We start from the raw sequence: 14,063 nt of genomic DNA, 5'->3' as shown, positions 1-14,063 counted from the left end.
TTTTCATAATAGAAACTATCATAATTTATTAAAAAATATATAAAAAGGCCCTTACATTTCTGATTTAACTCAACTCTTCGTCTCATAACGTTAGTTTAATTTCATCAATTCCATGCAGGGTCTTCTTATTTTGTAAAAAACATTAAGTGTAATTTGTTCTTTTAATCTTTCACGCTGAGGTTGATTTATCCTACTTCTTTACGGTTTGCTTGCGAGCATCATGTAAAGCTTTTAAAGCACGTTTACGTGTTTTAATGTTAGGACTCTTCATCTTTCGACGTGCTGAAGCTAAATCTAATCTTTCAGTCATAGGTATGATCTCCTTTTTAATGTGCTCGGTAAAAGGGACGGGATCAAAAATGATCCTAGCAATCCATTACTTACTATAAATAAGTGTAACTGATAAACTGTTTTTTTACAAGTAGCGTCATTTTATAAATAATGAAAAAATTCATCTAGATTTATTTTTAAGCTTTAATTTGCTTTTTTTCTCGTTCAATATCACGTTCCATCAAAGGGCCTAAATAATTTCCAGTGTATGATTTTTTAGTTCGGGCAATTTTTTCTGGCGTTCCTGCCACCAAAATTTTACCGCCACCTTCACCACCTTCGGGACCCAAATCGATCACCCAATCAGCTGTCTTAATGACATCAAGATTATGTTCAATCACTAAGACGGTATTTCCACTATCAACTAAACGTTGTAGAACTTCAAGTAACCGTGAAATATCATCTACATGTAGTCCCGTTGTTGGTTCATCCAAAATATAAATTGTTTTACCTGTTGATCGGCGTTGTAACTCTGAGGCCAACTTCATTCGTTGGGCTTCACCACCAGATAAGGTCGTAGCTGCTTGCCCTAATTGCACGTAGCCCAAGCCCACATCCACAATCGTTTGAAGTTTACGTCGAATTTTTGGAATGGCATTAAAGAAATCTAAGGCTTGTTCTGCCGTTAAGTCTAATACTTGTGCGATATTTAGGCCACGATAAGTTACTTCTAATGTTTCAGAATTAAAACGCGTACCACCACACACTTCACATTTAACATAGACATCTGGCAAGAAGTTCATCTCAATCTTCAAGACGCCATCGCCTTTACAAGCTTCACAGCGTCCTCCCTTAGTATTGAATGAGAAGCGCCCTTTTTTGTAACCTCGCATTTTAGCTTCATTCGTTTGTGCGAACAAATCACGAATATCATCAAAGACGCCTGTATAAGTAGCTGGGTTAGAACGTGGAGTCCGACCAATTGGACTTTGATCAATATCGACAATTTTATCCAATTGCTCCCAACCAGTCATTTCTTTATATGCCCCAGGCTTTTCAGTGTTTCGATTAATTTCGCGCTTCAAAGCTTTTTTGATCACTGAATTAACTAATGATGATTTTCCTGACCCAGATACACCGGTCACAACAACAAATTCACCCAACGGAATATCAACATCAACATTCTTTAAATTATTTTCACTGGCGCCTTTAATCGTCAAAAAATTACCATTTCCAGTACGGCGCTTTTTAGGCACTGGAATAAATTTCTCACCTCGGAGATATTGACCAGTAAGCGACCGTGGATTATTTCGAACCTCTTCAGGTGTTCCGTAAGCCATGATTTCACCACCATGTTCACCAGCTCCTGGTCCTACATCAATTAAATAATCAGCGGCTAACATGGTATCTTCATCATGTTCAACCACAATCAAAGTATTTCCCAGATCTCGCATTTTTTGTAGCGAGGCAATTAATCGATTATTATCGCGTTGATGCAAACCAATTGAAGGCTCATCCAAAACATACATGACCCCTGACAAATTAGAACCAATTTGCGTAGCCAAACGAATTCGTTGGGCTTCACCTCCAGAAAGAGTCCGAGCTGAACGAGATAACGTGAGATATTCTAGACCAACATTTTTCAAAAAGTTTAAACGATCTCGAATTTCTTTGGTAATTGGCCGAGCAATTTCTGCATCTTGTTCGCTAAATTGAAGATTGTCAAAGAAAGCCAGTTCATCTTCAATTGGCATTGCTGAAACTTGTCCAATATGCTTTTCGCCAATTTTAACAGATAGGGCACCTGCATTTAAACGATAACCATGACAAGTACTACATGGCAAAGCAGTCATATAGCCACGCATCACTTCTCGAGTAAAATCAGAATTAGATTCTTGATAACGTCGATTGATATTATTAATAACTCCTTCAAATTCAGAGTCAACATCACGAACACCACCAAAATCATTTTTATAGTGGAAGTGGAAAGTCTTTTCTCCTGCTCCATACAAAATAAAGTTTTTTTGTTCATCTGTTAAATCTTGAAAGGCAATGTTCATTGGGATATCAAATTGATCAGCAAATTGACGCAACATTTCTGGATAATACTTAGATGAAATTGGATTCCAAGCCGCAATTGCTCCCTCTTCAAGGGTCAGGGTTTGATCGGGCACTACTAGTTCAAGGTCAACTTCTACCTTCACCCCTAGTCCTCCACAAACTTCACAAGCTCCCATGGGAGCATTAAATGAAAACAAAGCAGGCGAAAGTTTTCCAACTCCAAAGTCCTTCAGTGCCCCCGTATAGTGATCCGAAAATTGTAGTATTGAGCCATCAACTACAGCAACTGAAACTACTCCTTCAGCCATGTGCATTGCTGCTTCAAATGATTCAAAAAGGCGGGTTCGCGAAGAGTCACGTAAAACAATTCGATCAACCACAATTGATACATCATGGTATTTATTTTTATCTAATTTTATATCTTCGGAAATATCATAAAGTTCACCATCCACCATGACACGGATATAACCTTCTTTTTTAATCCGTTCAAAAGCAGTAGCATGTGAACCTCTTTTATGCCGCACAATCGGTGACAAGATTTGCAACTTACTACCTTCAGGTAAGTTTTCTGTTAAATAATTCAACATTTGATCAATCGATGGTTTAATAATTGTTCCATCAGCTGGTTGATCAGGTTTTCCAACTCGTGCATACAAAAGCCGATAATAATCATTAATTTCAGTAACCGTACCAACTGTTGAGCGCGGATTTTTAGAAGTTGTCTTTTGATCAATAGAAATAGCTGGACTTAGTCCATCAATGGAATCAACATCTGGCTTATCAGACTGCCCTAAAAATTGACGAGCATACGCAGATAAGCTTTCTACGTAACGGCGTTGTCCTTCTGCATACAAGGTATCAAAAGCCAACGAGCTTTTTCCTGAACCGGATAAACCAGTTACAACCACAAACTTATCTCGAGGCATCTTCACATCAACATTTTTCAGATTATGTGTACGCGCCCCGTGAATTGTAATCCAATCATTTGCCATTACCTTTCCTCTTTCCATTTGTTTTTATTACTAATATTATACCAAAAAATTAAATAAAACCTAATTTTATACCAAATCTCCATCGAAGATTAGGTTTTACAACATTGATCCTAGTATTAAGCTAAGTTCTTAAATAATTTATTTATCGCTGAAAAAAGACTAGGACATAATTTTGTCCTAGTCCCTATATTTAAAATTTTTAAAGCTCAAATCATCTTAATTAATCTTATTTTCATTTCTAGCCTACCAGTTTAGCAAATCGTTGAAACATTTTGATTAATCATGCTTTTTTAAGGGTTAATTAATTTACATTCGTTTGATTTTACTAATCTTCATTCAGATCTAGATATTGCTTAACATCATATTTACCTTTAGGCACACGCGGATAAAAGACGTCCAATAATGACCAGTATGCCACAATGAAAAAGATAATCAAAAAATGCCAACCAATCACACCCACAGCATTTCCATAAACATTAGTGTAAGTATTAATTAATCGTCCTTTTTCAATAAAAACAACTATTTCTTCAACCAAGACAATTAAAATTGTCAAAGCTAGTGCTGCGCAGAGAACCATGATCACCATTAAAATCACCGAAATGATATGTTCGATCATTTGTTGCCACCAACTTTTATTTTGATGTTGCAACATACCAAACTCCTTCCAAATTACAGCAATAGTTCAAATTCTAAATTATTGTATTGATCGCGCTCGCGAATTTGGTGATACCCAAATTCTTGTGAATGACGAGCTAATAGATCAGTTTCCCAAATAATTTTTTCAGCATTATCGGAAAACATTTCTTCTTTCAGGCGATTGATCAACGCCAAAATTTGACTTCCATCTTCGGCGGTCATTGAAACATAGGCACGTTCATCATTCCCATATTTTTTTGAAATTCGCTTTAATTCAACATTCATCACTTGCCGCGTATATGCTGGATTTCGATTTAAGCGCACGCTGAAGATAATGTGATTAAAGTGTCCATCTCGACTGTATTGTAAAAGCATTGCTAAAAATCGTTCTGCTTCTACCTTATTTGCTTTTTTTGCCATTTTTAATCCTCTAATTATATTATATTGTTATCGACTTTATTTAAACTTGTACCCGATATTCATTTTTCATTCATTTTCTATTTTAGCATGAATTTATAAATTCTTCGGCGGATTAAAGAATTTATTACCGGTGCCATCTTAAATACATTTGTCCCAATTGCCTTTGCCGACGCTTAAAAGTTGTCCTTGGTAAATCTAATCGCTGACAACGTTCATTAATTTTCGCCTCAGGAAATTTAACCATATCGTTAAAAATAACTTTAAGTTCAGTCGTTGGTAAAATTTGAAAGAAGTTAATTAGGTCTAAAGAAAAATCAAATTGTTTAGCTGAAACACGATCAGCTAATTCAGGTTGAAAAGTATTCTGCACTCGAGTCTGCAATGCCTGATTCCGAGCCTGTTTTCGTCCAAAATCTCGCATTAAATTAATTAATACCATAAACAAATATGGATTTTGTTGGGCCTTTAAGTCAGGTTGGCTTTGTAGTAAAGACCAAATTTTTTCCCGACAGACCTGTTGACAATCTTCGAAATCTGGATTACTCCGATAAATATGTTGATGTTGTAAAACACCGCCAATAATTTGTTCAAAATCTTCTACGCCTACCGTCTAATTTATTTCCTCCAATCATACTGTGCTAATTGGATTAACGTTATTTAACTGTTATTTTAACCAATTTTTTTTTGAATATGCCAATTAAGTTCAATTAATTTTATTACCTGAATATTTAAATCACTACAACCATCATGCAAACTAGCATCAGGCATTTAATTAAAACTTTTAGTTAGACAAAAAAGAGGTATGGAGCATATCCTGTTCCATACCTTGAAAGATTCAATTGAAATTCTGTTAAATCATCACTTAAACAAATTTTTAATTTTCACGACGATAAGCTAATAACTGATGGCTAATATCAGATGTTTGTTGATAGATCTGCTTATAAATTGGATAAATTTGCGCATATTTGGCTACATTTTCTGCATTAGGTTCATAGACTTGACCAAAGCTAGCAAATTGTTCCGCTGCTTGTTCAACGCTTTCAAACCAACCAAGACCAACAGCAGCCAAAATAGCTGCTCCCATTCCTGGACCTTGCTCATTTTCAAGTACAATCACCTTCTTATTGAAAATATCAGCTTGAATTTGGAGCCATAGGGCAGATTTAGCACCACCACCAGAGGCAATAACCGTATCAAAATGGGTTCCAGCTGCTTCATAAATTTCGAAAATATCCTTGAATGAGAAGATAATCCCCTCTAACACTGAACGAACGAAATCATAACGTTGATGCATCGAATCAATTCCTAGCCATGATCCACGAATATCACCATCGGCATAAGGCGTTCTTTCCCCCACAATATATGGAGTGAAAAGGAGTCCATTCGCTCCAACTGTTGATTTTTTAGCACTGGCAACTAAATCATTGAAGTCTTCTTCTGGAGCAAAACGATTCTTAAACCAGTTCAACGAATGTCCCGCTGCTAAAGTTACACCCATTGAATAATATTTATTGGGAATTGCATGATTGAAAAAATGAATTTTACCATGGTAATCTACCTCAGCATTATCTTCATATTTCAATACAACACCTGAGGTTCCAATCGATGACCAAACCATATTTGGCTTTAAAATGGCTGATCCAATTGCTCCAGCTGCATTATCTGCTGCACCACCAAAAACTTGAGTATTAGTATTGAGGCCTGAAAATAGTGAATATGATTCTGAAATATATCCAGCTGATTCAACACCTTGAATAATTGGTGGAAAGAATGATGCTGGTAAATCAAAGGAAGCTTGAATTTCAGTAGACCAGTCTCCTTTTGCGACATCCAACATCACAGTTCCAGCTGCATCAGAAATTTCCATTGCTAATTTGCCGGTCATTCGGTAACGCAAATAGTCTTTGGGTGTAACAAAAGTTTGAGCAGCTGCAAAAATATTTGGCTCGTTTTCTTTAACCCACAAAATTTTTGGCAAAGTAAAGCCCTCTAAAGCTTTATTTCGAGTAATATTAATAAACTCATCACCCATTTTATCCGCAATTTCTTGTGTCTGTTGACTCGTACGAGTGTCATTCCACAAAATAGCAGGACGTAAAACTTGTTTGTTTTGATCTAGTAAGACTAAGCCATGCATTTGACCTGAATATGAAATTCCTTTAATAGCTTCGACATCAATTCCGTCTTTTAAAATCAATTCCACAATAGCAACAGTAGTTCCATTTACCCAATCTTCCGGATTCTGTTCTGAAAAACCTGGTTTAGGTTGTGATAATGGATAATCAAATGAACGTTGCGCCACAATTTTACCTTTACGACTAACCGCTGAAACTTTAACCGCTGAAGTTCCCAGGTCAACACCTAATACTAATTCTTCCATTATTTTTCTCCTATAATATATGTCTGAATTCAAGTCAATTGATTTAAAAAGGGCCGGACTATTTTATAGTCCAGTCCCCTTTACTAATTTATTAAAATTTTAACCAGCTTACTTTTTAAATGTTTCACCTAATACTGAATAAATGTAATTATTTAATGAGGCCTTGATCGCTTCGATTCGACCTGACTTAACAGTATCGAGAATTTCACTATCTTCCTTATTCAAAATATACTTTTCCATATCAGCAAAGGTTACCTTACCAGCTTCAAAGTCAGCACCAATTCCGGAATCAAATGATGCATAACGATTCTTCAAAATATTTTCAAAGAAGTTGTCTTGAACCAGCTTGTAGGCAACACGGAATCCAGCAGCGTATACATCCATTCCTGCCATATGACCGTAGAACAAATCTTCCATTGTAAATGATGAACGACGAGCCTTAGCATCGAAGTTTAATCCTCCAGTTGGCAAGCCACCATTCTTGATGAACTCATACATTACCAAAGTTGCTTCGTAGATATCATTAGGGAATTCGTCAATATCCCATCCAGTTTGCTTATCACCCATATTAGCATCTAGTGAACCTAGCAATCCAGCCTCTCGAGCAAAGCGTGCTTCGTGTTCATAGGTATGACCAGCTAAGAATGCGTGGTTTCCTTCCAAGTTCAACTTAAAGTTATCTTGAAGACCATATGTGTATAGGAATGAAATTGTTGTTTGAACATCAGTATCATACTGATGAGTCGTTGGTTCTTTTGGCTTTGGTTCCAACAAGAATTGACCAGTGTAGCCAATTTCTTTTGCGTAATCAATTGCTAACTTATAAAAGTCAGCAATATGATCTAACTCACGCTTAGTATCAGTATTCAAAAGTGAATCGTAACCTTCACGACCACCCCAGAAGACATATGACTCAGAGTTCAAACGCTTAGCAATTTCAAGTGAATGCTTGATTTGTGCTCCAGCATAAGCAAAGACATCAGCGAAAGGTGCAGTTGCTCCACCAGAAACGAAGCGCTTATTGGTGAATAATGATGAAGTATTCCAAAGCAACTTTTTACCAGTCCGCTTCATCTCAGCTTCGATCATATCAACGATAATGTCCAAATTAGCATTAGTTTCAGCTAAAGTCTTTCCTTCAGGAGCTAAATCACGGTCATGGAAAGCGAAGTATTCTACCCCCAACTTATCCATAAACTCAAACATATATTTAACCTTTGACTTGGCATGTTCCATATCTGACATGTCATCTTGACCATTTTCATCCCAAGGACGTACTGCAGTTCCTTCACCAAATGGATCAACCAATCGTTGGTCCATTGTGTGCCAATAAGCAACTGAGAACTTTAACCAGTCTTTCATAGCCTTAGTTTCACCATTAATAGTGAATTCTTCATCTGCATTATAGAAGTTATATCCCTTAGATTGTTCAAAATCCAAGCCCTTCTTACCACCAATAAATTCTACCTTAGGAAAATCAAATAATTCTGCCAAAATCTTACCCTCCAAAATACTTTAATTTATAATTTTTGTTTGGTTGGTTTTTTCGCCCAACTAACTTACAATTTCCATTATAAGCACCTGTTAATAATTATGCAAGCGTTTTCACTAGATTTATTTTTACCCAGCTAACTTTTCATTCATTTCTTTCACTTTAGCATCTGTCAATGGATACATAGTCATCACACCAACCGCAATGATAGATAGAACGATTGGTGCAACCATCTCATCTGAGACTTTCCGTAATTCCAGAAAAAAGATATACTTAACATATATGATATATATTAGGTTTTTTTACGATATCACTTATACATAAAATGCCTAATTAACTCAAATTTCTATACTAGGAGATTTTAATATTTATGGTTTCTAAAATCGATCAAGATTCGATGCGTGAGACAAACCGTCAACTAATGCTTCAAGTTCTTTTTAATGCTGAGAAAACATCACGCGTTGAAATTGCCGATAAAGTTAATCTACATAAATCAACGATTTCATCAATTTATCGTAATTTAGAAGAAGAAGATTTTATTGAAGAACTGGGGGATGGAGTTGCATCCAACTCCGGTGGTCGCCGCCCCAAATTAATTCGCTTCAATCACAACTATGGATATATCGTAACTTTTGATCTTAGTAGAGGTCACTTGCGTTATTTAGTGGCTAAGATTACTGGTGAAGTGCTTCAAAATGGAGAATTTCAAACTCGTAACCTTCCCATCGATAATATTCAACAATTAGCTATCGATTTCATCAAAAGTCTGGATGATTTAGGCACTAATCATGGTCTCATTGGTATTGGTATTGGCATCCACGGAGTTGTCTTCAATAACACCATTCGTTATGTTCCTTATCATGAAGACTTATTGAACTTAAGTTTGGTTGAGAACTTGGAAGATCAATTCCAAGTTCCTGTTTATCTAGAAAATGAAGCCAACTTAGCTGCAATTTACACTCGTGATTTTCAAGGCCATCTTCTTGAACCCAATATGTTAAATTTTAGTACCCTAAATATTCATGACGGGATTGGTTCAGGCATGATCCAAAATGGCCAACTCTTTATTGGTAAACGAGGTGAAGCTGGAGAAGTCGGTCGTTCAATCACTTTTAAAACTGATTTCGGACCCACTGAACAACCTGTACACTTAGAAGATTTATTTTCAGAAGAATCACTCCTACATCGCACCGCTATTAAATTAAAAACGCAACAACTCACTCGCCAAGAATTTTGTTCGCTGGTGGATCAAAAAGATCCAATTGCCACTGATATGTTAAAGCATTGGCTTCAATCCTTAGCTATGATTTGTTATAACATGGCACAACAATCTGCCCCAGATGCGATTTTTCTTTATTCCCGAATCATTACCCTGCGTCCAGAGTACTTTGATCAATTACAAAAATACTACCAAGCGATTGTTCCTGCATCTGACACAAAAATTTTATTTGCCCATCAAACCGTTGATAAGGCAATCTTATTAGGCGGAGTTGCTTTAGTCACTCGGAAGTTACTTAATTTTGATAATTTCAAATTAACCTTCCATTAAATTTATCAAATCACCTATTTTTTTAAATTTCATTTTTATATTAGCTAGTTTTTTTGAAGTATAAGTAAGCCTTTTTAAATTAGTAAAAATATAATAAAAAGATCGAGACATTTTGTTTCGATCTTTTTATTATATTTTTCAAATTAATCTGATTATACAATAGTTATTAAGCCAATCTGATCAATATAAAAGAACCCATGAAGCCTAATTTTACGACTACCATGGATTCTATAAATTTAATTTAAATATTATCTTACTTCAGCTCCATCGCTATATCCATCAGCATGAGCTTTTGACCGCAAAGTTGCTTCGATTGATTCCAATGAACGATTTCTAGTTTCAAAGGTATATTTTTTAATGAACCAAATTGCTACGAAACATAGAAGTCCATAAATAATGAAAAGCTTAGCAATTCCTTGTCCCTCAGCGTTAACTGAATGGGCAGGGGTAAAGGCAATTAATAGCATTGGGAATGATTGTGAAACAGCAAAGTTTGCTGTCCAATTAATAACAGCCCCAAATGAGTTACCCAATCCACGAATATTCAATGGGAAAGCTTCACCAATCATTACCCACATAACAGGTCCCCAAGTTGCAGAGAAGAACGCAATGTACAAGGTTAAAGCAATCACACAAATCCATGATCCGAAGTTTCCTCCTCCGGCCTTCAAAACTAGCATGGCAGTTGACATAACTAATAGTGAAGCTCCCATTCCTAAGGCACCATACGTCAACATTTTTTTACGATCAATTTTATCCATAATCTTAACCGCAATAGCCGTCACAATCACATTAAATATTCCAATTACAATATGTGATTGGAGAGCGAAATGTTCGCTGAATCCAGCTGAAACGAAAATCTTTGGTGCATAGTACAAAACCGTATTACATCCCATAACCTGTTGGAAAATAGCAAGTCCTAATGCCATAATCAAAACTGGACGGGCCATTGGTCCAAATAATTCTTTATATCCACCAGAGGGCATTTGAGCCTGTAATTTAATATCATGTAACTCCTCTTGAACCACTTTTGGATTAGAATTAAACGTTTCCAAAACGCTTTGGGCTTCTCGATCTTTTCCTTGCTTCACTAAATATCGTGGTGATTCAGGCAAAGTTAATCCACCAAAGAATAACAATGCAGCTGGAATAGTTGCTAACCCAAGCATCCAATGCCAACCAACATGTGATGATAGTCCGAATAGCCCGTGTGGTGAAAGCCATTCATTCGAGACATAAGCTAAGAAAATTCCAGTCATGATCATTAACTGGAACAAAGTCCCGATTCCTCCACGCTTATCAGCAGGAGATAATTCAGCTAAATATGTTGGAATCAAAGCTGACGCCGCCCCAACTGCCACTCCCAACAAGACTCGAGAAGTAACTAACATGGCATAATTGAGACCAATTCCTGATCCCATCGCTCCAACAAAGAAAATAATAGCAGAAGTTAAAAGTAATTTCTTTCGTCCAAGCTTATCCGACATTGGACCAATGATGGCTGCTCCTAAGATCGCCCCCAAAAGGACCGAAGCAGTAATAAATCCATCTTCAAATGAACCAGCTCGGATTCCGAGCTCTTTTCCAATAAAAAGCATGGCACCAGAGATAACCCCTGTGTCATATCCAAACAATAACCCACCTAGGGCTCCGAAAAAATAAATCCAACTAGTTGACATGTGTTTTTTACTAGCCATGACTATTTTGCCTCCTAAAAACAAAAAATAAAAATTAACAATAAAGTAAATGTAAACGCTTACTTATTTACAACATTTATCTTACTCTAGTTAGTTGGTTCTCGCAACCAACTTTTTAAAATTTAAAAAAAGTGGTCTCCAAAATTATTTGGAAATCCACTTAGATGTTTTTATAATTAATCTTTTTCTAATTTGTCCATAATTTCTCGACGATACTTATTCCATGCTGGTAATAGGCACAAAACTGATGCTAACCATGCCAATGGATTAGAGAGACTAGCGCCAAAGAATCCAAACCAGATGACAAATACGAAAGCTCCAATGGAACGAGAAATCATCTCCGCAAATCCAGCCATAGTCGGTGCTTTAGTATTCCCCAATCCTTGTAAGGCATATCTTAATATAAATAGAACCCCCAAAATTGCATAAAACGGTCCGTTAGCCCAAAAGAATGTCTGAGCCAAATGCTGAACAGCAACAGCATCTCCGCTATTTGATTCCAAAAACAATTTAACTAAATAACGACCAAAAAGGATTTCAAAAATGCCTAGTAAAACTCCAAAGCCAATATTAATTTTCAAAGCTTGGCGCATTCCTACCAAAATTCGGCGATACTCTCCTGCTCCATAATTTTGTGCCACATAAGTTGCCATTGTAACTCCAAATGACATTAAGACTAGGACTAAAATTTGATCAACCTTGGAAGCCGCCGTATATCCGGCCACAGAGTCTGTTCCCAAAGAGTTGATTGCTGCTTGTAAAGTCATCGATCCAATTGCAATAACAGATTGTTGGAACCCCATAGGCAATGCCGCTGCAAGATGAATTTTAATTTCGGTAGAGTCCCACTTTAAATCTTCTTTTGTTATATGCAAAACTGGCATAAATTTGGTAATATGCCACCAACTAGTGAGCGTTGAAATCGCATAAGCCACTACAGTTGCCAAAGCTGCCCCTGCAGTCCCCCAGTGAAAGACTAATATGAATAATAGTTCCAATAAAATATTAATAATCATTCCTAAAATCAAATGATAAAGGGGAGCCCGCGAATTACCGACGGCTCGCATTTCATTAGCTAAAATGTTATACCCAACTTGAGTCACAACTCCACCCCAGATAATTACGATGAAGGCATAAGCCATTTCAAAAATATTATTCGGTGTCTGCATTAAAATCAGCAAACCGCGGAGACCTACCACCCCGATTAACGTTAAGAAAACAGTAATCACTCCTGAGGCTAGAATACTTTGTCCAAATGAGCGTCTCACTCCTGCCCAATCTTGAGCACCATAGCGTTGCGCCGTTATAATGGACATTCCTGAGGTCACGCCACCGACAAACCCTAGTGCCAAAAACATCACTGAACCTGTTGACCCAACTGCAGCTAAAGCCTTAACCCCTAAAGTTTGCCCCACAATTAACGTATCAATAATGTTATATAAATTTTGAAATAAATATCCCACGATAATTGGCAATGTAAACATCATGATTAATTTAACCGGATTTCCCTTTGTTAAATCTTGCATCTTCCTACTACTCCCTCATCTCTTTCTTTACTCCTAATCAGGTCAATAATCTTTTATTAATATCCTAACAATCCGATTAGTCTCTCCAAATTACAACATGTATCTGACCTAATTTTCATGCTTTTAATTTAACATTTTTAAACTTAATATAAAACACCCCAAAAGTTAAAATAACTCTGGGGTGTCCAATAGTTTAACATATGATAACTTTTATTTCCGTTGTTTTCTAATCTCACGTGGTAATGATCCATAATACTGTTCAAATAATTTAGTACCTAAGCGAATATTTTTGACACCATTGTCTGAAAAAATATTATGAATCGGTTTATCACTATTAACCACCTCAAAGTGGACATGTGAGAGACGGACTAAGTAAATGTACCGATTCAAAGAAATCCCCGTCTTTTGTTTAAAAAAGCGACTTAAATAGTCAGGATTATAATTGAATTTCTGAGCGAGATTATTTACGGTAAGTACCATTGAATAACGTTCATTGATATCGGATAAAACTTCTTTTAAACGATTATTTTGCCCAACGTTAACGACCACACTATCCTGACCATATTTAGTAAAAATCAAATACAGACAATGTAACATCAATTCATTGAACTTGAACCGATAACCACTAATCTTGTGTTGATAAACGTGAGCCATCTCTTGTAATGCTACAACAATTTCTTGATACTCAGAATCAAACCGGTCCTTTTTATGAATAGTAAATAACATATTTTCAGGATTATCCCAGTATTTTTCCAAATAAGAAACTGGAATTTGTAACACTATGGAACAATTTTTTTCATGACTCGACGAATGTAGTACCCCAGATCCGATCGCAATGAACTCACCTGGTTGTAAGACAACATCATGTCCTTCATAACTAAAAGTTACCGTTCCAGATAAAACTGAGACAATTTCAACATGCCGATGCCAATGAGGTGGCTTAAAACCTGGTTCTTCACGTGAGACAAAAATCCGCACATCTACATCGTTATTATTAACGACTACCTCATATTCACCACCCTTTTCGGCCGACATAATTA

At 36.4% G+C, this 14,063-nt stretch carries 11 protein-coding genes; 1 reads left to right on the top strand and 10 read right to left on the bottom strand.

From position 1 onward, the window contains the following. Nucleotides 1-190 precede the first annotated feature (190 nt). The 7 genes from WKK_RS07150 to xylA all read right to left on the bottom strand — a co-directional run bounded on the left by WKK_RS07150 (nucleotide 191) and on the right by xylA (nucleotide 8,253). Entirely contained in the window at nucleotides 191-310 is a 120-nt protein-coding gene (locus WKK_RS07150; RefSeq protein ID WP_006844941.1) for a putative metal homeostasis protein, read from the bottom strand. Nucleotides 311-467: 157 nt separating this feature from the next. Beyond that, the gene (gene uvrA / locus WKK_RS04570) at nucleotides 468-3,323 is read right to left on the bottom strand and encodes an excinuclease ABC subunit UvrA (RefSeq protein ID WP_013989614.1); all 2,856 of its coding nucleotides are present in this window, start codon (nucleotides 3,321-3,323) and stop codon (nucleotides 468-470) included. A 325-nt stretch (nucleotides 3,324-3,648) separates the two neighbouring features. Then, entirely contained in the window at nucleotides 3,649-3,975 is a 327-nt protein-coding gene (locus tag WKK_RS04565; RefSeq protein ID WP_006844939.1) for a hypothetical protein, read from the bottom strand. Between the two features lie 17 nt (nucleotides 3,976-3,992). Beyond that, nucleotides 3,993-4,379 (bottom strand): hypothetical protein, encoded by a 387-nt coding sequence (locus tag WKK_RS04560; protein ID WP_006844938.1) that lies wholly within the window; start codon nucleotides 4,377-4,379, stop codon nucleotides 3,993-3,995. A gap of 124 nt (nucleotides 4,380-4,503) precedes the next feature. Next, on the bottom strand, nucleotides 4,504-4,818 hold the full coding sequence (locus WKK_RS04555; protein WP_013989613.1) for a hypothetical protein: 315 nt from the start codon (nucleotides 4,816-4,818) through the stop codon (nucleotides 4,504-4,506). Nucleotides 4,819-5,253: 435 nt separating this feature from the next. Beyond that, complete coding sequence (gene xylB / locus WKK_RS04550) at nucleotides 5,254-6,759, bottom strand: xylulokinase (protein WP_013989612.1); 1,506 nt, start codon at nucleotides 6,757-6,759, stop codon at nucleotides 5,254-5,256. A 108-nt stretch (nucleotides 6,760-6,867) separates the two neighbouring features. After that, a complete protein-coding gene (gene xylA / locus WKK_RS04545) occupies nucleotides 6,868-8,253 on the bottom strand; it encodes a xylose isomerase (RefSeq protein WP_006844935.1) in 1,386 nt (461 codons plus the stop codon). Between the two features lie 368 nt (nucleotides 8,254-8,621). Between xylA and WKK_RS04540 the strand changes: the two genes are divergently transcribed. Next, a complete protein-coding gene (locus WKK_RS04540; RefSeq protein ID WP_006844934.1) occupies nucleotides 8,622-9,800 on the top strand; it encodes an ROK family protein in 1,179 nt (392 codons plus the stop codon). A gap of 248 nt (nucleotides 9,801-10,048) precedes the next feature. On the opposite strand, the gene WKK_RS04535 is transcribed toward WKK_RS04540, so the two are convergent. The 3 genes from WKK_RS04535 to WKK_RS04525 all read right to left on the bottom strand — a co-directional run bounded on the left by WKK_RS04535 (nucleotide 10,049) and on the right by WKK_RS04525 (nucleotide 14,058). Continuing rightward, entirely contained in the window at nucleotides 10,049-11,497 is a 1,449-nt protein-coding gene (locus WKK_RS04535) for a sugar porter family MFS transporter (RefSeq protein ID WP_006844932.1), read from the bottom strand. 176 nt (nucleotides 11,498-11,673) lie between these two features. Next, nucleotides 11,674-13,023: an MATE family efflux transporter gene (locus WKK_RS04530; protein WP_013989610.1), complete on the bottom strand. Its 1,350-nt coding sequence runs from the start codon at nucleotides 13,021-13,023 to the stop codon at nucleotides 11,674-11,676. A 210-nt stretch (nucleotides 13,024-13,233) separates the two neighbouring features. Continuing rightward, nucleotides 13,234-14,058, bottom strand: a complete 825-nt coding sequence (locus tag WKK_RS04525) for an AraC family transcriptional regulator (RefSeq protein WP_013989609.1) — start codon at nucleotides 14,056-14,058, stop codon at nucleotides 13,234-13,236. Between the last annotated feature and the right edge of the window lie 5 nt (nucleotides 14,059-14,063).

This window comes from Weissella koreensis KACC 15510 (assembly GCF_000219805.1).
Lineage (GTDB): Bacteria > Bacillota > Bacilli > Lactobacillales > Lactobacillaceae > Weissella > Weissella koreensis.
The sequence above is the reverse complement of the archived record's forward strand: the minus strand, read 5'-3'. Positions and strand labels throughout refer to the sequence as shown.